15 protein-coding genes and 1 tRNA gene are annotated in these 21,801 nt (G+C 61.0%); 3 read left to right on the plus strand and 13 right to left on the minus strand.

The genetic code is table 11. The features are described from left to right. Nucleotides 1–91 precede the first annotated feature (91 nt). From N688_RS21895 to purL, 10 genes are all read right to left on the minus strand, one after another. Nucleotides 92–1,690: a carotenoid biosynthesis protein gene (locus N688_RS21895; RefSeq protein ID WP_052891271.1), complete on the minus strand. Its 1,599-nt coding sequence runs from the start codon at nucleotides 1,688–1,690 to the stop codon at nucleotides 92–94. Between the two features lie 194 nt (nucleotides 1,691–1,884). Continuing rightward, on the minus strand, nucleotides 1,885–2,124 hold the full coding sequence (locus N688_RS21900; RefSeq protein WP_156025635.1) for a hypothetical protein: 240 nt from the start codon (nucleotides 2,122–2,124) through the stop codon (nucleotides 1,885–1,887). Next, complete coding sequence (locus N688_RS21905; RefSeq protein WP_052891273.1) at nucleotides 2,088–3,383, minus strand: ADP-ribosylglycohydrolase family protein; 1,296 nt, start codon at nucleotides 3,381–3,383, stop codon at nucleotides 2,088–2,090. Before N688_RS21905 ends, N688_RS21900 begins: the two co-directional genes overlap by 37 nt. Before the next feature lie 159 nt (nucleotides 3,384–3,542). After that, entirely contained in the window at nucleotides 3,543–4,256 is a 714-nt protein-coding gene (gene purN, locus N688_RS21910; protein WP_156025639.1) for a phosphoribosylglycinamide formyltransferase, read from the minus strand. After that, complete coding sequence (locus tag N688_RS21915; RefSeq protein ID WP_052891274.1) at nucleotides 4,237–4,734, minus strand: AIR carboxylase family protein; 498 nt, start codon at nucleotides 4,732–4,734, stop codon at nucleotides 4,237–4,239. Before N688_RS21915 ends, purN begins: the two co-directional genes overlap by 20 nt. Nucleotides 4,735–4,835: 101 nt before the next feature. Next, the gene (gene purD / locus N688_RS21920) at nucleotides 4,836–6,116 is read right to left on the minus strand and encodes a phosphoribosylamine--glycine ligase (protein WP_052891275.1); all 1,281 of its coding nucleotides are present in this window, start codon (nucleotides 6,114–6,116) and stop codon (nucleotides 4,836–4,838) included. A 134-nt stretch (nucleotides 6,117–6,250) separates the two neighbouring features. Continuing rightward, entirely contained in the window at nucleotides 6,251–7,807 is a 1,557-nt protein-coding gene (purF, locus tag N688_RS21925; protein ID WP_052891276.1) for an amidophosphoribosyltransferase, read from the minus strand. A gap of 78 nt (nucleotides 7,808–7,885) precedes the next feature. Next, a complete protein-coding gene (locus N688_RS21930) occupies nucleotides 7,886–8,656 on the minus strand; it encodes a phosphoribosylaminoimidazolesuccinocarboxamide synthase (protein ID WP_052891277.1) in 771 nt (256 codons plus the stop codon). Nucleotides 8,657–8,753: 97 nt separating this feature from the next. Then, nucleotides 8,754–10,739 carry a phosphoribosylformylglycinamidine cyclo-ligase gene (gene purM, locus N688_RS21935; protein ID WP_202901990.1) on the minus strand — a complete coding sequence of 662 codons (1,986 nt, stop codon included), beginning with the start codon at nucleotides 10,737–10,739 and terminating at the stop codon, nucleotides 8,754–8,756. Beyond that, nucleotides 10,736–13,783 (minus strand): phosphoribosylformylglycinamidine synthase subunit PurL, encoded by a 3,048-nt coding sequence (gene purL / locus N688_RS21940; protein ID WP_202901991.1) that lies wholly within the window; start codon nucleotides 13,781–13,783, stop codon nucleotides 10,736–10,738. The genes purM and purL overlap by 4 nt, the downstream gene beginning before the upstream one ends. Nucleotides 13,784–14,099: 316 nt before the next feature. Here purL and N688_RS21945 point away from each other — a divergent pair, with 316 nt between their 5' ends. Beyond that, the gene (locus tag N688_RS21945; RefSeq protein ID WP_052891278.1) at nucleotides 14,100–15,014 is read left to right on the plus strand and encodes a class I SAM-dependent methyltransferase; all 915 of its coding nucleotides are present in this window, start codon (nucleotides 14,100–14,102) and stop codon (nucleotides 15,012–15,014) included. 49 nt (nucleotides 15,015–15,063) lie between these two features. Here N688_RS21945 and N688_RS21950 read toward each other — a convergent pair whose 3' ends face one another. Beyond that, on the minus strand, nucleotides 15,064–16,212 hold the full coding sequence (locus tag N688_RS21950; protein WP_052891279.1) for a LacI family DNA-binding transcriptional regulator: 1,149 nt from the start codon (nucleotides 16,210–16,212) through the stop codon (nucleotides 15,064–15,066). Between the two features lie 298 nt (nucleotides 16,213–16,510). Between N688_RS21950 and N688_RS21955 the strand changes: the two genes are divergently transcribed. Together N688_RS21955 and N688_RS21960 are read left to right on the plus strand one after the other, a co-directional pair. Continuing rightward, nucleotides 16,511–20,029: a DNA polymerase III subunit alpha gene (locus tag N688_RS21955; protein ID WP_052891280.1), complete on the plus strand. Its 3,519-nt coding sequence runs from the start codon at nucleotides 16,511–16,513 to the stop codon at nucleotides 20,027–20,029. Between the two features lie 120 nt (nucleotides 20,030–20,149). Then, a tRNA-Pro gene (locus tag N688_RS21960) sits at nucleotides 20,150–20,223 on the plus strand. A 357-nt stretch (nucleotides 20,224–20,580) separates the two neighbouring features. Here N688_RS21960 and N688_RS21965 read toward each other — a convergent pair. Beyond that, nucleotides 20,581–21,132: an anti-sigma factor family protein gene (locus N688_RS21965; RefSeq protein WP_052891281.1), complete on the minus strand. Its 552-nt coding sequence runs from the start codon at nucleotides 21,130–21,132 to the stop codon at nucleotides 20,581–20,583. Further along, a complete protein-coding gene (locus tag N688_RS21970; RefSeq protein WP_052891282.1) occupies nucleotides 21,119–21,796 on the minus strand; it encodes an RNA polymerase sigma factor in 678 nt (225 codons plus the stop codon). Before N688_RS21970 ends, N688_RS21965 begins: the two co-directional genes overlap by 14 nt. Nucleotides 21,797–21,801: the final 5 nt, after the last annotated feature.

Below are 21,801 nucleotides of genomic sequence, written 5' to 3' on the forward strand. Positions count from 1 at the left end.
TCAAGCACAAGCAGGGCCCCAGAGAGAGCCGGGGCCCTGAGCAACGGCAGGCGCTTAAGGCAACGTGGAAGGGCCGCCAGTGCCGGCCAGACTAGACTGGCAGTGGGCTTTTTGTCTGTGGGGCGGAGGGTGGTGGCGAAGCGGCGGAGAGCCGCTGCACCTGCTCCTCGACGACTCGCCGCATCTGCTCAGCGGAAGAGAAATCTTTGCGGTAAAGCGGGGGGCCGAAGCGCACGGTCACCCGCCAACGTCGGCGTCGCCCACCTTCAGAGGTGTAGGCCAGGCCAGCAGGCACAACCGCCACCTGAGTGCGGCCATCGCGCTCCGCCAGCTCGACCAGTTTGACGAAGCCAGGGCGGAAGGGCAGGAACTGCTGCAAGTCCGCTTTCGGCGAGGGATGCGGGTCGATGTTGGGGTAAGCCTCTGGAAAGATCACCAGCACCTCGTCAGCACGCAGCAGGCTGACAGCGCGCGTGGCCATTTGCCGCAGGTAGCGCCGAACCTCGCGCGGGCTGTAGGCGCGGGAGGGGTCGCTGGCTTGCTGCTCGCGAAACTGCTCGCTGCGCAACACCACAAGCCAGTCAACGAGCGAGCAGCCCAGCTCGATTGTGAAGCGCAGGCGCTTCGAACGCAGCCAGTCGAGAGCTACCACCGTGTGTAGACGGCGCGGAATGGCTCGCAGCAGGGCGTAGCCATCGTAAAAGTAGTGGAAGTGGCGAGCAGCGATCAACACCGGCCCCTTGCGCGGTACCTGTTCCAGTCCCTCGACGCGGATGCGAACCGCCCAGTGCGAGATGGCACGAGCGCCAGAGCGCATCAGTAGCCAGGTCGACTGGCTTAACGCCCGACGCCCAGGATGCTGGGGACGCGGGCGCGCCTCCTCGCGTGGAAAGACTACCAGCGATTCTGGTACCAGTACGAAGACCGCTGTCAAGAGCAAGGGTGACCAGAGGCCACTGCCCAGGTTGAGGGCCATGATGAAGCCGGTGTTGGCGGTGTAGACGGCAAAGGGCAGCCAGATCGCCAGATGGTGCGCATCGAGGTTGGAGCGCCACAGCCAGCGACTGATAGCCATCAGGAGCAGACAATTGCAGATCCACAGGAAGAGATTGCCCACCGGCAGGCCGTAGGCGCTGCTGTAGCTATTCAGCAGACCGGTGGAGGTGGTGAAGTGACCGCTCACCAGAACGGCGTTCAGCGCCAGATCCCAGACTGTCAGAAAGTAGGTGCCGAGCACCAGCGACCAGAGCGTCTGCCGCTCCAGCCCGAGCCGATCCGTCAGCTTGCTGGCCAGCAGGTAGGATGTAAAGCCCATATAGAACCATGAGAGCGGCAGCGAGTAGGGAACGATGCCGGCCAGCTTCGGACCTGGGAAGGCGGAGAAGGAGGCGGTGCTCAGGGGAATGCCGGTCAGACTGAGCAGGCTCACAACGATAGAGATCAGCACCGAGGCGGCGAAGAAGACCAGGGTACGCCGCGCGTCGATACAGAGCAAACCGAAGAGCAGCATCGTGGCTGCCCCAAAGAGGATGTGCAGCGAGCCAGCCCAGTGCAGGGCAAACTGGAAGATGCGCACTCCGATGGGGGTGCTGTTCCACAGCTCAGGATGAGGCAGAATGATAAGAAGGCCACCCAGGGCGAAGACGAGAGCCGCCAGGTGGCAGATAAAGAGCAGTTTGACAACTCTCATTTGGCAAGGCTACCTCCACGAACAGGGACAGTCGGGCGGCATCCGGCTCGAACTCTGTTTACATTCTATAACCTCTGAATGCTCCTCGACCAGTCCCAACGCTCGCTTGCTTTTGCCCTTGCCAGCGTTCGCTCGCTAGCTCGGGGGCAAGACCGCGCCCTGCCGCTTCCTGCTGCAGGAAGCCCCTGGACTGCTCACTCTTCTCGCTCTTGCAAGGCGCGAGCTACCTCGCTCGCCAGGCTTTCGGAGGGGGATTCATGCCCTTTGACTCGTGAATGGAAAACGCAGGTCTGGCCACACTTGAACTGGACACGAATCAGGCGGGCCACATAGCCATCGCGGCGTAGAGGCTGTTCCTCTTGCGATTGGATGGCTCCCAGGCCAAGGGCTGGGTGGATCAAGGTATTACCGTCCTGGTATTCTTGGTGGAACATTTCGTGAAAGGCCATTTCCCAGGAGAGAATGCTGAAGTAGAAAGCTCGGCGGTCGCTGGCCTCCTCTGCCGGAGGTGGGGGGGGGTGAAAGAAGCAGCGGCGACCGCATAGAGCCGGCGAGCAATCGTCAGCAGAAGATGGCGGTCCTGAACCTGATCCAGGAGGGCTGGCGGAATAGCCTGGAGGCCATGAAAAGCGCCCATAAGGCTGCCGAGGAAGAGAGCGATCGTGTCGGTGTCGCTGCCAAAAGTATTGACAGCGACGATGAGACCTTGCTGAGGGTGTTGGAGGTACCTCAGAAAGAGGTAGATGGCGACGCAGACCGTGGCAATCCCCGAGCCTTTTGTCGCAGGTTCGAGGGCCCCTACAAAGGTGTAATAGTCCTTCGGCTCTCGCGAGAGGAAGGCGGGAATTTGCTTCAGGTATTGCACGGCCTCCTGGAGCGTGCTACGGTAGAGCTGAGCAAAGTTCAGCTCTTTATTCAAGAGACCGCGGTTCCAGGTGTTGATCCAGCGCTGCAGACGTTCGTCGCTTTGTATGACTTTGGGGACCTGGCGTAGACCATCGAGAATACACTCGATAAAGCGTGGAGGAGGTGGAGGAGCCGACAATGTGAGAGCGCAGTGAACAGCCAGGCCGAAGAGGATCGTTCCCAAGATAGCGCGCGGATGACCGTGGGTAATAATGGCGTTGTAGAACGAGTCTCGAATGAGAGCTTGCTTATCGTGAATATGGGCCAAAGCGATCGGGAGGTTGCGCATGGCAGCGCCATTGGCCCCGGCCTGACGATAGTCAAGATTGCCCTGCCGGTAAAAATTGTTGAGCCAGTCTGCTCTCTTCGCGAGTAGCTTGCGCGCGGCGGTTTTGACTGTTCGACCGCCCCCGCGCTCGTACTGCAGCCACAGTGGTAGCTCTGTATAAGCAAAGTACTCCGGCACGAAATTGCCTGTCTCGTCGATCGAGCGAGCCACTGCCAGCATCAGCTGGGTATCGTCGGAGTATTCGCCAGGGCCAACCGTATCTTCGTAACCCCACCACTTGCCACCAACGCGCTTTTTCCAGCTAACAAAGGTTTGATGTGGAAACTGGAAAAAGGGTAGACGCTGGCCTTCTGGTGAGAAGAACTCTGTCGGCCAACCGAGAGCATCGCCAATCGAGCTGTAAAGCATAGCGGCTTCAAAGCGCTCAGGGGGAGGAAGAGCGCTCTCCCTCGATGGGTGCTGGCGCTGTGGCTCGTCGCTGAAGAGGTGTAGCTGCATGGCTCTCTTCCTGGCTAGGCGCTGAGATCAAACAGATAGGAGGCCCTTCTGACCTTATGGAGTCCATTGATGATATGGGGGAAGAGCTAGCGATAATGTACGCTGACTCTTCCCCAGCCAGATAGCTCTGCTAGAGAGGCTTCCCCCACAGTGGCCTGGCTAGCGCTGCGGGAGCAGCTCGCGTGCGCGCCAGCGCTCGATGGCCTCGATGACCAGCGAGTGCTCGACGGCCTTGACGCGCTCGTGCAGCGTCTCCTCGCTGTCGCCCTCCTGAATAGGCACCTCGGCCCGGCAAAGCACCGGCCCGGCATCGACCGCCGGCGTCACGTAGTGCACAGTGCTCCCCGTGACCCTGACCCCGGCCTCTAACGCCTGACGGACAGCGTGCAGGCCGCGGAAGGCTGGGATCACACTGCCGTCGCTGGCGATATACACGTTGGCGCTGGGATCATCGGGCAACAGTGCTGGATGCAGGTTGATCACCCGCCGCGGGAAGCGAGCCAGAAAATCGGCGCTCAGGATGCGCATCCAGCCCGCCAGCACCACCAGATCGACGCGGAACAGCTCCAACAGATCTGCGAGGCGCTGCTCGCTTTCTTCGCGCTCACGCCAGGGCAGGTAGATCGCTGGCAGGCGATGCTTGAGGGCGCGCTGCAGACCCAGCGCTCCGGCTATATTGCTCACCACCAGAGCGATCTCTGCCGCTCGCAGCCGCCCATTCTCGCAGGCATCGATGATAGCCTGGAGATTGGTCCCGCTGCCGGAGATCAGCACCCCCAGACGCAGGTGAGGCAACGTCTGGGCTTCCCCGCCTGCTGCGGCCTCGTGGCTGTCGCGCACGTTTACCTCGGCGCTAGGCACTGGCTCCACCATGACCGCGCACCTCGGCATCGGCGCGCTCCAACTCGGCAGCAAAGCGCTCGCGATAGGTGGCCAGACGCTGGGCCAGGTCCTGATCAAAGAGGGCCAGCATCTTGGCTGCTAGCAAGGCCGCCCCGTCCGGCTCCAGAATCGTCGGCGAAGCGATGCCCGACGGCAAGCGCAACGACGACAGGACATCCATCCCCGCGAAGCGATCGCTGTAGGGCGGACAGGCAATCACCGGAAAACGGGTGTTGGCGTCGACCACGGCAGACAGGGCATTGGAGCGCCCGGCAATCGTAATATAGACAATGGGGTCGCGGCTTCCCTCGTAGCTCTCCAGGATCTCCAGCAGGCGGCGCGTGGCCTTGTGAGCTGAACAGACGCGCAGCTCATAAGAAAGGTTCAGCTCCTGCAATGTCTTGACAATGCTCTCCGCATGGCTACGGTCGCCTTTGCTCCCCATGATGATCACAACTTTCGCTGCCATAATGACCGGATAATCTCCTTTTATATGAAATATTTAACTCAGGCAAGAATGCCTGTAATTTCTCCTGAAGCCAAATCTCATTGGCCAGGAGCTGGCTGGTCTCAGTCAGTCTGGGACTGCAGCGCACGCAGGCCGCGTTTGGCGATATCGCGGCGGTAGTGCATGCCTTCGAAGTGGATCAGGCGGGCCGCTTCGTACGCACGCTCCACCGCCTCTGCGAGCGTAGTGCCGTAGGCGGCCACGCTCAGGACGCGCCCACCTGCCGTCACCAGCTTGCCGTCGTGCAGAGCGGTGCCGGCGTGGAAGACCTGCACCTGCTCCAGTCGTCCCGCTTCGGCCAGACCCTCAATGGGCAGACCCGTGCGGTAGCTGCCGGGATAGCCACCCGAAGCCAGAGTCAAGCTGACCGCGTAGCCTGGGTGCCACAGCGAGTCGCTCGCCAGGCGCGCGGGCGCTTGTAGCAGATCGAGCAGGTCGGCCTTCAGCAAGAGCATCATGGCCTGCGTCTCGGGGTCGCCGAAGCGCGTATTATGCTCCAGCACCATCGGCCCGCGCTCGGTCAGCATAATATTCGAATAGAGGACCCCCGAGAAGGCGATGCCGCGCTCCTGCAGCGCGCGCAGCGTCGCTGCGATAATGCGCTCATGCACGGCTCGCTCGATCTCAGCACTCACAAAGGGCAGAGGGGCATAGGCTCCCATGCCGCCCGTATTGAGGCCCTCATCGTTATCCAGGGCGCGCTTATGATCCTGCGTCAGCACCAGCGGCACGAAGCTGGTCCCATTGCAGAGCGCCGTCGAACCGATCTCATCTCCCTGCAAATAGTCCTCGATGACCACCACCTCGCCAGCGCCGCCGAAGATCCGCTCGACCATCATCTGCCGCACCGCTGTCCGAGCGGTCTCCAGATCCAGAGCTACAATGGCCCCCTTGCCGGCAGCATTGCCATCGGCCTTGACAACCACAGGAGCGCCGTGCTCCTCCAGGTAAGCGAAAGCGGCGGCGGGATCACGAAAGGTTCGATGCTGCGCTGTAGGGATGCCCGCCGTCTCCATCAGCTCTTTGGCGAAGGCCTTGCTACCCTCCAGCATGGCGCCGGCCTGCGTCGGCCCAAAGATCGGCAGGCCCCGGGCCCGGAAGACGTCGACAAGACCTGCAATTAAGGGCGCCTCGGGACCAACCACCGTCAGCTCGATCGCCTGCCGCTCGGCAAAATCGGCCAGGCGCTCCAGCTCGTTCAAGCCAATAGGCACGCACTCCGCCAGCGCGGCCATGCCGGGATTCCCTGGAGCGGCCCAGAGCTGCGAGACACGTCGGCTCTGCGCCAGCTTCCAAAGCAGCGCATGCTCGCGTGCGCCCGAACCAATTACCAGTACACGCATAATCGCTAGCTCCTCCTTATACCCCTCTTCACTCCTCACACCTGGCTCTGCGGGGTCTCGCCTCAAGCACTGAATGATCAGCTCGCACTCTTACTCATCCTTTGATCGATCGGACGCTTGCCTGTCGACTGGTCTCACGAGGGCGAGGGCTGGCGCATGAGCGGCAGAGGAGACGACTCGTCGGCGGCCACGACGGGATCAAAGGGCCAGCCCTGACGACGCATGCAGCCGTAGCAAAACTCGCGATGTAGCAGCTCCTCATAGAAGGCGGTCGTTTCGCTCTCCTCAACTGGCTCCGCGCTGCTCGCTCCCGGCTGTGCCGCTGTCGGGGCCGTTCGCCCGCTCACGCGGCGGACCGAAGCAATGGCGCGCCCCAGACCGGCGATACTGAGGTAACCCAGGCTGTCAACGCCGATATAATCAGCCACCTCCTGAATGCTGCGACCAGCCGCAACCAGCTCGCCCTCGTGAGGGATATCAATGCCGAAGTAGCAGGGATGGCGCAGCGGCGGCGCGCTTGACCGCAGATGGATCTCGCGCACTCCCTGATGGCGCAGAGCTGCCACCAGGCGCTTCATCGTGTTGCCGCGCACAATCGAATCGTCGACAATCACCAGGCGCTGGCCCTCCACCTTGGGGCGGACAAAGTTGAATTTGAGATCGACCTCCATCTGGCGGAGGCGCTGGTCGGGTTTAATGAAGGTACGATCGCTGTAGCGGTTCTTAATAATCGCCTGGCCGTAGGGAATACCAGAAGCGGCAGCATAACCCAAAGCTGCCGGAATTGACGAATCGGGAACCGGCACCACCAGATCAGCCTCGACCGGGTACTCGCGAGCCAGCTCGCGGCCCAGAGCCTCGCGCACCAGGTAAACATAGCGATCATTGACGTAGCTGGTGGCGTCCGAAAAATAGATATACTCGAAGACGCAGAGCGTCTGGCGCGGGGCCTGAACCAGAATCTCGGAGTGCAGACCCTGCTCATCGATCGTGATCAGCTCGCCTGGCTCGACATTGCGCACAAAGGTGGCCCCAATGCGATCGAAAGCGCAGGACTCCGAGGCAGCGATCCAGATGCCGCCGATACGTCCCAGGCAAAGCGGACGCATGCCCCAGGGATCGCGCACCGCATAGAGCTTGCCCTCAGCCAGGATTACCAGGCTGTAGGCTCCCTTCAACAGAGGGAAAGCCGTCAGCATGCGCTCGCGCAGCGTCGCGCCCTCCGCCAGCAAGAGCAAGAGAGCGATGGCCTCGCTATCCGTTGTCGAAGAGAGCAGATGCTGTGGCAGGCGCGCGCGCAGGGCCGGGCCATTGACCAGATTGCCGTTGTGGGCCACCGCAATCGCCCCAGGGCGTGCGCCATCCTGGCCCTCAACATCGTCTCCGACCACAAACGGGCCTGCGTTCTCTACGCAGCTGGAGCCGGTGGTAGAATAGCGCACGTGGCCAATGCCGCAGTGCGTGGCTGGCAGGCCCTGACCCATATCCGTAAAGACCTCGCGCACCTTGCCCATGCCCACACGGTGGGCGATGCGGCCCTGCCGATCGTAGACCGCCATGCCCGCACTCTCCTGGCCGCGGTGCTGCAAAGCCGTCAGGGCCAATGTCAGATACTGACGCACATCGATGCTCTCATCTCCCGGCCTGGCATAGATCCCCACAATACCACAGGCATCGCGCAGTCGCTCCATGACTTCCTTCCTGCTTCTCTTTCAAAGCGCTGCGGGCAGTGCAGAATGTCTAACTGCTGCACCGCCCGACAGCGTAGATCAAATGCGCAGTTTCCCAGTCAAATCGGCCACCAGGGCATAGCGATCGGCAATTCCCTGCAGATCCTGCTCGGTGACCTCCTTCAGATTGCGGTAGACCTGCTTGTCGAGCATGCGATTCTTATCGCCGCCGGGCCAGAGTCGCCAGCTATCGTTGTCGATCACGTCGGCAACCAGCAGCCTCCCCTCGCTGTCGCGCCCGAACTCGATTTTCAGATCGACCAGGGTCACATCCACGCTCGCCCAGGCCCGTTCGAGGGTCTCGAAAACGCGGCGCCCCTGCTCGGCCATCCAGGCGATTTCCTCGGCGCTGGCCAGGCCCATCTTGATGATATCCTCATCCCAGATCTGAGGATCGTGGCGGGCATCGTCCTTCAGGAAGGTCTCGATGACCAGTGGATCGAAGCGAGTGCCCTCACTAACCCCCGGGTTACGCTTCAAGTAGGAACCGGTGGCGATGCGGCGCTGCACATGCTCGATGGGAACCATCTGACAGCGCTTCACCAGGAGGGTGGTGTCGTTGATCTGGCGCACGAAGTGGGTAGGGATGCCCTCCGCGTTCAGCAGACGGAAGACGTTGGCCGTAGTGATGGTGCTCCAGCGCCCCTTACCCGTCAGCTCGTCGCGGCGCGCCCCGTCGCCCGCCGTGATCTGGTCTTTGCTGACCATATAGACCAGATTTGGGTCTTCGGGGTGGGCATAGATCCGCTTCGTCTTGCCCTCAGCCAGCAGAGGCCCAAAGGTTACCTGCTCCTCATTCTCTGCATTCATGCTAGTACCTGCTCCTCTATCTTGTGCTCTTAGTGCTATGAGTCGTTGAATCTTCCCGATCAGACAGGCGGTTTGCTGTCAGCCAGGAAGGCACCTCTCAGGTCAGGACAACTCCCTCGCCCTCACGAATTGCGCCGATTGGCACCAGCTCGGGTACCAGGCGCAGGGCCTGATCCGCCTGGTCCTCTGCGACCACCAGCACCATGCCGATGCCCATATTGAAGGTACGGTACATCTCGGTATCGTTGATCTGGCCCAGGCGAGCAATCAGCGTAAAGAGGGGGGGAACTGTCCAGGCCGAGGTCTCGATGACCGCCTGCGTACCTGGTGGCAGAATGCGCACGACATTGCCCTGGAAACCGCCGCCAGTAATATGCGCCAGGCCCTTCAGGGCTGTTCCCAGCCCGGCGCGCAGGCGCATAATCTCTGGCAGATAGCAGCGGTGGGGACGCAGCAGAGCCTCGCCTAGCGGCTCCCCCAGCTCAGGAAAGACTGTTTCCAGGGGATAAGCGGCGAAGACGCGCCGTGCCAGCGAATAGCCATTGGTATGCAGACCGCTGGAAGGCAGTCCGAGCAGGACGTCGCCGGCGCGAATCGTTGCCGGATCGATGCGCTCCACCGCCTCGACCACCCCGACCAGTGTTCCGGCCAGATCAAAGCTACCGGGCACATACATATCGGGCATCTCGGCGGTCTCGCCTCCCAGCAGGGCGCAATCGACCTCTTGACAGGCCCGGGCCACGCTCGCCACAATTGTCGCCGCCTGCTCAGGATCGAGCCGGCCCGTTGCCAGATAGTCCATCAAGAAGAGCGGCCTTGCTCCCTGGGTCAGCAAATCGTTGACGCAGTGGTTGACCAAATCGTAGCCAATCGTCGAAAAGCGGTCCATCTGGACCGCTAGCAAAGTTTTCGTGCCCACACCATCGGTGGTAGCTACAAGCACCGGCTCGCGCATCTCCTTAAGGGTTTCGGCCCGGAAGGCAGCCGCAAAGGCTCCCACACCCGCCAACACCGCCGAACCGTGAGTCGCGCGAACCGCGGCCTTCATCAGCTCAACAGCATGTTCACCCGCCTCAATATTCACCCCACTGGTTGCATACGAGAGCGAGACCGGCTCACCTCTCGCCGCCACTAACGCGGCTGTGCGTCCCCGCTCGCCGCTCGTTGCAACCGCCGCCGTAGCAGCAGGCGTACGCCGGTTCCCCGGCTGCCCGTGGCTCTGGTTCTCGCTCTCGCCCTCCAGGCGAGGAGTCCAAAGGCGCCGCTTGCTGCTCTCATCGACACTGGTGCTGCGTTCGACAGGGGGTGCTGGTGGCTCCAGGCTCAGCAGCTGACAGACGTAGGCAAAAGCATTCTGGAAAAGTAAGAGACCATCAGCCGGACTGCGCTGTTGTGGGTGCTGCAGCGCCTGGACGTAGCGCTCGGGATGGGGCATCAGGCCCAAGACATTGCCAGCCGGATTGCAAAGGCCAGCCACGTTCGCCAGGGAGCCGTTGGGATTGGCCGGATAGCCATCACCGTCGTAGAGGAGCGCAATCTGCTCGTGCTGGCGCAGCTCCTCTAACTGCTCTGCACTGGCCACTACAAAACGGCCCTCCCCGTGCGCCACGGGCAGCTCCAGCGGGCGATAAATGCCGCGCGTAAAGATACAGCGGCTACTCTCGGTTACCAGCGAGATCCAGCGGCATTCGAAGCGTCCCGAGCTGTTGAAGGTCAGGCTGGCCGTCTGCTGGAAATTTCCCCAATCAGTGTGTGGCAGTAAGCCGGCGCGGACCAGCACCTGAAAGCCATTGCAGATGCCCAATAGCGGGCGGCCCTCCTCTACGAAACGCTGCAACTGCTGTCCCAGATGCACCGTCAGGTTCTTCGCCAAGAGCGTGCCAGCTCCCAGGTCATCGCCATAGGAGAAGCCTCCTGGCAGGACCAGGAAATGGTAGCTCAGCAGGCGCTCTGGCTCGCGCAGCAGGGCATTGATATGAACCAGCTCTGTCTCGAAACCTGCCAGGCGACAGGCATAGGCGGTCTCGCGTTCGCAATTAAGGCCCGGCGCCCGCAGCACCAACGCGCGTGGCACAATGCTCATGGCAACTCTCCCTTCCAGGCGGCCTGCAGCTCAGCAATCGAAAGGTCGATCAGCGTAGCCGCCCCCTGCTTGATCACAAAGCGCCCACTGGCCGTCACATGGCCGAGCGCCGCCAGGCTCGTCACCCCACTGGCGCGCAGATGGGACTCAAAAGCCTCGCGCTGGCCGGGAGCCACCTCAACCAGGAAACGCGACGGGCTTTCACTGAAGAGCAGAACCGTAGGACGAAAGCCCTCGACCATTCCCTCCAGGCCAGCCGCCGGCTGACGCGCCAGATCGAGGCTCACACCGAGCAAGCCAGCCAGAGCCATCTCTGCCGCCGCTACAGCCAGTCCCCCTTCCGAAAGATCATGGCAGGACTGCACCAGGCCACGACGAATCGCCTCCCCAAGTGCCTTCATTGTCCTTCGGGCCTGCTCAAGTGCCACCTGCGGCAGGGCTGTCGTCGGCAACAGCTCCGTACCCACCATCTCGGCATAATGCGAGGCCGCCAACTCGTTGCGTGTCAGGCCGACCACATAAAGCAGATTGCCCGCCGCCTTCAGTGCCATATCGACCGTGTGGGAAGCGTCCTCAATTACTCCCAGCGCCGAGATCAGCAGCGTTGGAATCACCGGCAGGCGGCGCTCGCCAAAGCGATACTCATTATTCAGGCTATCCTTGCCCGAAATGAAGGGAGTGCCAAAGCCCAAGGCAGCGTCATAGCAGCCACGCACCGCCCGCACCAGCATCCCCAGCTGCTCAGGATCAGCAGGATTGCCCCAGCAAAAATTATCCAGCAGCGCCGCCCGCTCGATATCTCCGCCCAAGGCTGTCAGATTGCGCAGCGCCTCATCCACCGCATTGAGGGCCATATGGTAAGGGTCGATCTTGCCATAGAGTGGATTAAGGCCATTCGTCAGCACCACCGCGGCGCGCGGCAGCGTCAGATCCTCTAGTAATGGCTGCAGGACTGCCCCATCGCCGGGACCATTGCCGGAGCGCCCCACCAGTGGCTTGCGCACGGTAGCCCCCTGCACCTCATGATCGTAGCGCCGCACAACCCCCTCTTTCGAGCCAATCGTCGGATGGCGCAGCAACGTCAACAGGGCATCAGCCGCATCAGGCAAAGCCTCCGGCGAGGCGGTTGCCGATCCGACTGTCAGCGGGCGCTGCTGCCAAACAGCTTCCAGGGTGCGCTGAGGACGGCCCTCATGCAAGAAAGCCATCTCCAGGTCGGCCACCACTTCCTCACCCCAGGTCACCGTCAGCCGTCCATCGGCAGTAAACTCGCCCAGGACCGTGGCCTCCACCTCCTCCAGCGCGCACAAGGCCAGCAGCTCATCGAGACAGGCCGGCGGCACAGCCAGCACCATGCGCTCCTGGGCCTCCGAGAGCCAGACCTCCCAAGGGGCCAGCCCCTGATACTTCAACGGCGCCCGCGCCAGGTCCACTCGCACCCCCGTCTGAGCCCCCATCTCACCGATCGCTGACGAGAAGCCGCCCGCGCCACAATCGGTGATAGCATGATAGAGACGGCGCTCACGGGCCTGCAGGACCACATCGGTCACCTTTTTCTCCGTAATCGGAGCCCCAATCTGCACCGCACTACCGGCCACTGCCTGCGTCTCGCTGCTCATCTCGCCTGACGAGAACGTCGCCCCGTGAATCCCATCGCGTCCTGTGCGACCACCAAGGGCCACCACCAGATCGCCCGGCTCCACGTTCCGGGGATGACTCCCGTGAGGCAGCAGGCCGAGACAGCCACAGAAGACCAGCGGATTGCACAGATACTCGCGGTGGTAGAGCACTGCCCCGTTGACGGTCGGAATGCCCATCTTATTGCCGTAGTCACGCACCCCATTCACCACGCCCGAAGCCACGCGCCGCGGAGCCAACACGCCCGGAGGCAGCGCTTCCGCCGGCGTATCGGGTGGCCCAAAGCAGAGCACATCGGTACAGGCAATGGGACGGGCCGAAACCCCCAGCACATCGCGGATCACCCCACCGACCCCCGTATTGGCCCCGCCAAACGGCTCAATCGCTGACGGATGATTGTGCGTCTCCACCTTGAAAGCCAGATCGTAGCCATCCGTGAACTGCACCAGCCCTGCATTATCACTAAAAGCCGAAACCACCCAGGGGCGCGCCAGCTCACTGGTCGCCCGCATGATGAAAGAGCGCAGCAGGCCGGGGATCGTCTCCTCGAGCGCGGTCTCCCCAGCGGGTGTCAGCTCGCGATAGGCCACGGTGGCCTTAAACGTCTTATGGGAACAATGCTCTGACCAGGTCTGCGCCAGCGTCTCCAGCTCCACATCGGTCGGGTCGCGCCCTTGCTGGCGGAAGTACTCCTGAATCGCCTGCATCTCCTCGGTCGTCAGCGCCAGCATTCTCTGTCTACTCAAATTGCTCAGCTCTTCGGCGTTCATTTCAGAGAGGGCCAGGCGAGCGACATGGGGGGAAGAGGAAGGAGAAGGAGCAGGATCAGTCAACGAAAAGCGAGCAGCTGAGCGCCCAGGGCCGCCAGCTGCTCGCTCGCCTTCTGCCGGCAGCAAGCGGTAGAACTGAATGACCGGGTTATAAAGCAAGGCTTCAGCAATAGCGCGTACCTCCTGCCGACTCAAGCGCTCATCCAGAAAATAACGCCGGCCCGTCGAAACTCGTTCCAGGCCGGCGATTCCGAGCAACGAGGCGGCAAGTAAGACACTCTCCGCCAGGGTATCAGTGACACCTGGAAGAAAAAACACGTCTATGATATGGCCACTAACCTCAGAGGATGAGCGCGCTGCAGCAGACAGCAGAGAGAAGGTCTGAGTGACAGGATCGATCAGCAGCTCGCGAGCGAGGCGCGCCATCTCTTCAGGCGAGCAGGCTCCACTAAGAGAATAAAGCTGGGCGGTACGGAGAAAAAGAGGGGAATGGCTCTCGGTGAGAGAGGCCAGCGCGGGCAGCCTGGCACGCGAGAGATAGGACAGCTCACGGGCAAGCTGTTGGGCCGGGATATCATACTGTGGCGAGGTGGCCCGTACCTCAATATGGTAGTCCGTCACAGTGCTTCTACCCACACTTTGTCCTGTCCAAGGGACAGATTGCTGTTTCCGTTGAATGGAACAGCCTCATTGTAGCACTTTCGGGTAACATCTGGCAAGGTGAGAGGGGGGGAGCCTGCTATGCTTTCTACAGATCAGAATCGGTATAGTTTCGGTGACCGATAACTACCATCTTGCAGTACAATATCTTGATGCAAAATAGCCTTTCAGTCTATACTACAATGCAGTAAAACTCTGCTTTAGGGAAAAAACTATTTTCTCGCGAACTCGGGGCAGATATCCATCTTACCCCGTAGGACTGGCGTTTGAGGTGAATGAAGGAGTGCATTTCATGGTGGCTTCCCAGAACCACATCCTGAGAGACTGCGGCTACGTACTGGATGCGGAGAACGCAGCGGAGACGGCGCGCCTCATGTTGCGGGACAGGCTAGTGAACGAGGCGATGGGGGGAGTTCTGCCGGAAGGAGTCGAGGGGCGGCGATTAGAAAGCATCCTGGATCTGGCGTGTGGACCTGGGGGCTGGGTACTGGAAACGGCCCAAAGCTATCCGTGGGCGAAGGTCACGGGCATAGACATCAGCGAGACTCTTGTCCGCTATGCGCGAGCCCAGGCGCAGGTGCAGGGACTGAGCAACGCGCGTTTTGAGGTCATGGATCTCTTAGAGCCGTTGCCGTTACCCGATGACCACTTTGACCTGATCAATGCCCGCGACCTGACGGGCCTCCTCACACCTGCCACCTGGCCACGAGTATTGCATGAGGCCTGGCGTATCTGCCGGCCTGGAGGCCTCCTGCGGCTCACTGAATTTGAGCGACCGATCAGCAATGGCGCGGCCTTTATGCAGCTCCAGGAGCTGACCCTGCGAGCCTTTCAGTGTCTGGGGCGCAGTTTCCCGCCACCCAGCCATCATCTCGGCATCCTGCCGCGGCTCGCCTCCCTTCTGCGAGAAGCGGGCTATCGCCAGATCCAGCAGCGAGCCTATGTGCTGGACTTCTCCGCCGGTAGCGAAGCCCATGAAGCCCTCTCGCGTGGCTACGAAGTCGAGCTATGGCTGAGCCGGCCCTTTCTCCTGGACGCGGGGGTCACCACGCCAGCTGAATTTGACACCCTGTATCGCCGCGCCCTCCTGGAGATGTTTGACGAGAACTTCGCCGGCCTCTGCTACATCCTGACTGCCTGGGGCCAGAAGGTCTGCCCTGACCCAGACTTTGACGAGAGAGGGGCAGCGTCATCCTGGCCCGATTGATCTCGCTGCTGCGCCGGCAGCGAGATCGCCACGACAGGTCTGCCTGGGACTACAAGCGGGCGTAGCAAGGAGGAGGAGCCGTTGTAGCTCGCACCACCAGCGTTGTTGCCAGGCGGAGGCGCACCGGCTCTGCGCTCTCAAGCGTAGCGGTGGTCATCGCCGACTGCGACTGCGGCAGCGACGAGCCAGCGAAGCGCGCCAACAGCGGCGAAGAGCGCAGCAGAGCAGCCCCAGGGTGATCGGGGGCCTCTAAGAGTGACAGCAGCAGCTCTAGTGCGCAGCGGCCCATCTCCGCCAGGGGCTGGCGCACGGTAGTCAAAGGAGGGCGCATATGGCTGGACGACGAGATATCATCGAAGCCAATCAGAGAGGTATCTTCCGGGATTCGCAGGCCAAACTCCTCGGCGGCACCCATGACCCCATAGGCCATCAGATCGCTGGCGGCAAAGATCGCCGTTGGGCGGGTCCGCTCCGGCATAGAGAAGAACTGGCAGGCGCAGGCCCGGCCTCCGGGGGGCATAAAATCGCCCTGCAGGATCAGCGACGGCTCCAACGGAATACCATAGTCCTGGAGAGCCTCGCAATATCCCTGGAAGCGCTCGCGGGAGACCTGATACTTGAGTGGCCCTTGAATATGAGCGATGCGCCGATGCCCCAGCTCAATCAGGTGACGGGTTGCCGCGTAGGCGCCAGCGCGATTATCCGCCGTGATCCAAGGAAGCTGCTCGGGCGGCAGGCCCTGATCATCGAGTAAGACCACGGGTAAGCCCTGCCGCTGCAGTGCAGGCAGGTAGCGCGCTGACTGACCCGGGAAAATCGCCAGCAATCCTGCGATCAGGCGATTCGCCAGAATGCGATTAATGACGTCGCTGCGGTCGCGCTCGTGGTTGCTGCTCTTAATGCTGTAGAGCACCAGCTCATAGCTGGTCTCCTCAACGACCTCGGCAATGCCTCGCATGATGTCAGGGATCAGCGGCCAGGTGAGGGCCGGCACCAGCACCCCAATCAGGTGGCCCTTGCCGACGGCCAGGCCCGAGGCGGTCACGCTCGGCACAAAATTATGTTCTTCCATAATGCGCAAGATGCGCTCGCGCGTCACCGGATCAACGTCCGGCTTTTGGTTGAGCACCCGCGAGGCCGTGGCCTTGGAGACACCAGCCAGGCGGGCGATATCGCTGATCGTCATGCGCGTGCTCATGCTTCTGCCTCACTGCCTCTTGCATGCAGCCTCTGCCATGCTGTCGCCTTCTAGACGTTACCGGTTACGATACCGGTATCGTAACCGGTTACAAGGTAAAGTGTAATAGCGAACGCTTGCTATGTCAAGGGGACGGGACCGTGATCGGCAGGCAGCAAGCGGCGGGCGGAAAAGAAATTGCTCCTGAGAGAAAGGTGGGCGGGTGCTGGCCATAGGCCGATGGTCACATTGACAGGGCAGGTGGCGCCTTCTATCCTGAAGTACTGGAAATTCTTTCGGCGGAGGCAGATATTCAGTCATGGCTCTCGACTTTGCCCATCTGCATGTCCATACGGAGTACTCCCTACTTGATGGCCTCAGCCGTATCAACGCTCTGGTCAAGCGCACGAAAGAGCTAGGCATGAAGCATCTGGCCATTACCGACCACGGCGTCATGTATGGGGCCATCGAGTTCTATAAAGCCTGCAAAAATGAAGGTATTCATCCTGTTATCGGTGTTGAAGCCTATCTGACTGAAGATCTTCATGATCGTACCAAGCGCTATAAAGAAGACTATAACCATTTATTGCTTTTGGCGAAGAACTATACGGGCTACCGCAACTTAATGAAGCTGACCACCATTGCCAACACCGAAGGGGTACATCTCAACAAGCCGCGCATCGACCGTCGCTGTCTGGAGCAGTACGGCGAGGGACTGATCGCCACCTCCTCCTGTCTGGGGGGTGAGATCCCGCAGCTCTTGGTCCATGACAAGATCGAAGAGGCGCGTAAGGTCATACGCTGGTATCAGGATGTCTTTGGTCCAGAGAACTTCTATTTCGAAATCCAGGAACATGCTGGCTATCCTGAGCAGGAGATCGTCAATAAGCGCCTCTACGAGCTTCATCGCGAGCTAGGCGTACCGCTGATCGCCACCAATGACCTGCACTATGTCAATGCCGAAGATGCGCATACTCACGAAGTACTCCTTTGTGTCCAGACGCAGAGTCAGCTGAGTGATCCGCGGCGCTTCAAATTCGAAAGCCATGAATTCTACTTACGCAGTCCCGAGGAGATGCTGCGTCTCTTTCCTGACCTGCCGGAGGCACTGCTGAACACGGTCCGCCTTGCCGAATCCTGTGAGGTTGATCCGCTGGCCTATAAAGCTTCGCTGCCGGCCTATACTATTCCCCCTGAATTTCCCTCTCAGGAGGCCTACCTCTATCATCTCTGTCTGCAAGGTGTCAAGGAGCGCTTCGGCGAGCTGACCGAGCGCATCAAGCAGCAGCTTGACTACGAGTTCAACCTGATCGTCCAGAAGGGCTTTGTGCCTTATTTCCTGATTGAGTGGGATTTCGTGAACTACGCGCGTCAGCACGGCATCCGTTGCTCGGCGCGTGGCTCGGCGGCGGGCAGCCTGCTGGCCTACGTGCTCGGCATCACGAACGTTGATCCGCTGCGTTACCAGTTGCTCTTTGAGCGCTTCCTCAACCCCGAGCGCTCGGACATGCCCGATATCGATATGGACTTTCCCGATGACCGGCGTGCTGAGGTCATCGACTATGTGGCGCGCAAGTATGGGCAAGAGTGTGTTGCTCAGATGGTCACCTTCATGACGATGGCTGCCAAAAACTCGGTGCGCGACGTGGCGCGTGTCATGGGGCAGCAGGAGCTGGGGGACCGCATTGCCCGTCTGATCCCGGCAGGGCCCAAGGTCACCCTGCGCAGCGCTGTCGACGGCGTCCGCGAGCTGCACGCTCTTTACGACCAGAGTCCCACGGCACACGAGCTGCTCGAACAGGCGATGGCCCTTGAAGGATCGGTCCGCGGCACGGGGGTCCATGCCGCCGGCGTCATCATCGCGAACGAGCCACTGGAGCACTTTGTCCCGTTGCAGGCTATTAACCCGAAAGATCCCTCGCAGGGCTGGAAAACCCAGTACGAGCAGGTCCACCTGGAAGAACTGGGCCTGATCAAATTCGACTTCCTGGGCCTCTCCAACCTGACCATTCTGGACAACACCCTCAAGTTCATCAAGCAGTCGCGTGGTGAGGAGGTGATCCTGGAGCAGTTGCCGCTTGATCCTCTGCCCGAGACCGACGAGCGCAGCCGTGAGCTGAACAAGAAGCGTGCCCGTGCCTTTGCCCTGCTGGCTGAAGGCGAGACCACGGGCATCTTCCAGCTTGAGGGTGCCAAGATGCGGGAATACATCAAGCAGCTCAAGCCGACCTGCATCGAAGACATCACCGCGATGGTGGCCCTCTACCGTCCCGGGCCGATGGATAGCATTCCCGACTTTATTGCCGCCAAGCACGGCAAAAAGCAGGTCAGCTACCTTGATCCGCGCCTCAAAGAGTGGCTGGAAGAGTCCTACGGAGTAATCGTCTATCAGGACCAGGTGTTGCAGATTGCCGTCAACCTGGCTGGGTTCTCGTGGGGCAAGGTCAACAAGTTCCGCAAGGCCCTGAGCAAGAAAAAGATGGACGAAGTCGAGAGCTACAAGGGCGACTTCGTGGAGGGCTGTCTCAAAAACGGCATGAAGCGTGAGGTGGCTGAACAGCTCTTTGAGCTGATCCTGCCCTTTGGTGGCTACGGCTTCAACAAAGCGCACGCCGCCAGCTACGCAGTCGTGGCCTACTACACCGCCTATCTCAAGGCTAACTACCCCGCAGAGTTCATGGCGGCCACCATGACCACGGAGGCTGCTGATGCCAAAAAGATCGCCAACGCCGTAGCCGAGTGCAAGCGCCTCGGCGTCCCCGTCTGGGGGCCGGATGTCAATGCCAGCCAGAAAGGCTTTACCGTTGAAAACGGTGGCGTTCGCTTCGGCCTGCTGGCGATCAAAGGCATTGGCGAAGGCCCCATCGAAGAGATCCTCAAAGCCCGGGCCGATGGCGGTCCTTTCCGTGATCTGGCCGACTTCTGCATCCGCGTCGACCCACGCGCAGTCACCCGCGCCGTGATCGAGACGCTCATCAAAGCCGGAGCGATGGATAGCCTGGGCAATGGCAAGCGCCATCAGCTCCTCGACGCCGTCGAGCGGGCCATGCAGATCGGTAAGAGCGAGCGTGCTGCCCGTGAAAAGGGACTGGTCAGCCTCTTCGGCGAAAGCCTGAGCATAGAGCAAAGCTTCGCCTTCCGCCTCAATCCTGAGACGCCTGAGATCCCGCGCAAGCAGCTGCTCAACTGGGAAAAGGAGCTACTGGGCGCCTATATCTCCCGCCATCCCCTGGCCTACATCAGCGATCTGCTGAGCAAGCGCACTACCCATACAACTGGCCAGCTTAGCGAGGAACTGGAGAACCAGGAAGTGACGCTCGGCGGCACCATTCTAGAGGCGCGGCGCATTACTACCAAGAAAGGCGAGACTATGTGCGTAGCGAAGCTGGAGGACCTGACAGGAACAGTCGAAGTGACGGTCTTCCCGCGTGTCTACGAGCGCACCGCAGATCGCTGGGTTGAAGAGGCGGTGGTCCTGGTGCGTGGCAAGGTGCAGCTGCGTCGCGATGAGCCGACGCTGATCTGCGACGACATCGAGCCGTTGCAGGCCGCCGAGGAGGAGCTGAATCGCCGCCGTCATCAGGTCTGCCTGCGCTTCCGCACCGGCGGCGAGAGCGAGCGTGCTGTCTCCGATGACCTCATCAAGTTGCAGGACCTCTACCGCTACATTCAGGAGCGACCCGGGCGCGACCGCTATGAGCTGATCGTCGAAAACGGCCATTGGCGTGTGCGCCTGCGTCCGCGCGATAACACGATGCATTATTCGCCAGAGCTGCATGCGAAACTTGAGGAGCTGCTCGGACGCGAGGCCATTACGGTCCAGGCACTTGACGCTTGATTGCTGACCTCCCGACCTGGCAGCTCAGTCAGCCTTGGCCAGGCAAGAAGACACTACCGGGCGAGCGGAGCAGGGCTTGACAAAGGAAAAGCCATTCTGCTATACTGCAGTTGTCAATGGCGGGGCGTAGCGCAGCCCGGTAGCGCACCACAATGGGGTTGTGGTGGTCGGAGGTTCAAATCCTCTCGCCCCGACCTGGTGAGGCACTGGTTGAAAAAACCAGTGCCTCTTTTTTGTGTTTGGCGCTGCTGGCTGCCAGATGCTGACCCTCCAGCAGGCATCACCAGCGCAGCCCCAGTCAAAGCAGCACCCTTCGACCGACCAGGGAGAACGACCCACAGCACCCACAGCGGCGGAAGCACAGCAGGAGCAGGAACGGCTCAAACCAGAGGGCCTGCAAGCACAAAGATCAGAAGCAGAGGAACCATGTTCCGCCATAACTGGGCGAACCCTCATCCGAGAGAGCTACTATCGTTACGGGTCGAGGAAGAGAAAGAAGAGCAGCGGGGCAGGCAGCATTTAGACCTGTCCTGCCCAACTGAGCGGCGGGTTTAGTGCAGAACAGGCAAACGCTCCCAAACGGCGCGCAGCCAGCGTGAGCGCAGTTCCTCTCCGGCTACCAGCAGCGTGATACAGATGCCAATGAATGTGCCCATGATCCAGCAGACGAGCATCAGTGTCGTCGCATCCATCGATTGCAGCAGACGGGTAAAGGAGGACAGGAGACCGATCAGCGGACTACCCTCCAGAGGAAGCAAGCGAAGAATGGCTGGCTGAGTCAGCAGGCTGCCCAGGGAAGCGATCGTTGCCAGCAAAGCGGCGGCCAACAACTCGCCAGGGGAAGGGCGCAGCTGGGCAAAGATCGAGGCAGGCTGCTGCTGCGGGGTCAGAGCGACGCGCTCCATAATACGCTGAGAGAGATCCTCTGGCTCAGGGACCGGCTGAAAGCTTTCCAGATGGTGCACAACCTCCTCAAGCAGCTCTAGCTCAGCGCGGCAGTGTGAGCAGCGGGCCAGATGGCTCTCCAGGGCCGGCAGGCGCTCGCCGGACAACCGCCCGTCAAGATAGAGCTGAAGCTGAGAGACAGCCTCACTGCAGCGCATTCGTCACCTCCGCTTTCTGGGAATCCGCCTGGCGCTGGGCCTGGAGAGCCTGTAGACGCTCCTTGAGCAGATTACGGGCTCGAAAGAGATGAGTTTTAATCGTACCGATCGGCATCATCAAGATCTCCGCCATCTCCTCATAGGTCATTTCCTGCAGGTGTCGCAGCACCAGAACAATGCGGTACTTTGTAGGTAACGCCTCCAGTTGTTCACGAATGAGCGCCAGGCGATCACGGGCTTCGAGAGTAGACTCGGCCTGACGTCTCTGGTCACCGGCTTCATCCAGGAGCTGCTGTTCCTGCATAGCGTTCTGGAGGGCCTTATCGCGTTTGCGCTGTTCGAGCTGGCGCAGGCAGCAATTGTAAGCGATGCGATAGAGCCAGGTAGGGAAACGGGCCTCGCCACGGAAGGTTGGCAGGCCCTGCCAGGCGGCCAGGAAGGCCTCCTGTGTAATCTCGCAAGCCTCCTCATAGTCCTGCAGCATGCGCAGAATCATATTAAAGATGCGTCGCTGGTAGCGCTGGACGAGCAGAGCGAAAGCCTCGCGGTCTCCGTGCTGGCTGGCTTTCACGAGCTGAGCATCGTCCTGCTCCAGGCGAGCGCGAGCAGCGCTGGAGAGGGGGAGATTCAGGCTGCGAGCGGAATGCAGCAGATCCTCGTTCATAGGTT

This window comes from Thermogemmatispora carboxidivorans (assembly GCF_000702505.1).
Classification (GTDB): Bacteria; Chloroflexota; Ktedonobacteria; order Ktedonobacterales; family Ktedonobacteraceae; genus Thermogemmatispora; species Thermogemmatispora carboxidivorans.

Coding starts and splice junctions, on each gene's coding strand:
- purD (WP_052891275.1), bottom strand. CDS start 6,116: ATGCGTGTACTGGTAATTGGTTCGGGCGCACGCGAGCATGCGCTGCTT.
- purN (WP_156025639.1), bottom strand. CDS start 4,256: ATGGTGGAGCCAGTGCCTAGCGCCGAGGTAAACGTGCGCGACAGCCAC.
- N688_RS21970 (WP_052891282.1), bottom strand. CDS start 21,796: ATGAACGAGGATCTGCTGCATTCCGCTCGCAGCCTGAATCTCCCCCTC.
- purM (WP_202901990.1), bottom strand. CDS start 10,739: ATGAGCATTGTGCCACGCGCGTTGGTGCTGCGGGCGCCGGGCCTTAAT.
- purF (WP_052891276.1), bottom strand. CDS start 7,807: ATGGAGCGACTGCGCGATGCCTGTGGTATTGTGGGGATCTATGCCAGG.
- N688_RS21930 (WP_052891277.1), bottom strand. CDS start 8,656: ATGAATGCAGAGAATGAGGAGCAGGTAACCTTTGGGCCTCTGCTGGCT.
- N688_RS21900 (WP_156025635.1), bottom strand. CDS start 2,124: ATGTTCCACCAAGAATACCAGGACGGTAATACCTTGATCCACCCAGCC.
- N688_RS21950 (WP_052891279.1), bottom strand. CDS start 16,212: ATGAGCACGCGCATGACGATCAGCGATATCGCCCGCCTGGCTGGTGTC.
- N688_RS21905 (WP_052891273.1), bottom strand. CDS start 3,383: ATGCAGCTACACCTCTTCAGCGACGAGCCACAGCGCCAGCACCCATCG.
- N688_RS21965 (WP_052891281.1), bottom strand. CDS start 21,132: ATGCGCTGCAGTGAGGCTGTCTCTCAGCTTCAGCTCTATCTTGACGGG.
- N688_RS21895 (WP_052891271.1), bottom strand. CDS start 1,690: ATGAGAGTTGTCAAACTGCTCTTTATCTGCCACCTGGCGGCTCTCGTC.
- N688_RS21955 (WP_052891280.1), top strand. CDS start 16,511: ATGGCTCTCGACTTTGCCCATCTGCATGTCCATACGGAGTACTCCCTA.
- N688_RS21945 (WP_052891278.1), top strand. CDS start 14,100: ATGGTGGCTTCCCAGAACCACATCCTGAGAGACTGCGGCTACGTACTG.
- N688_RS21915 (WP_052891274.1), bottom strand. CDS start 4,734: ATGGCAGCGAAAGTTGTGATCATCATGGGGAGCAAAGGCGACCGTAGC.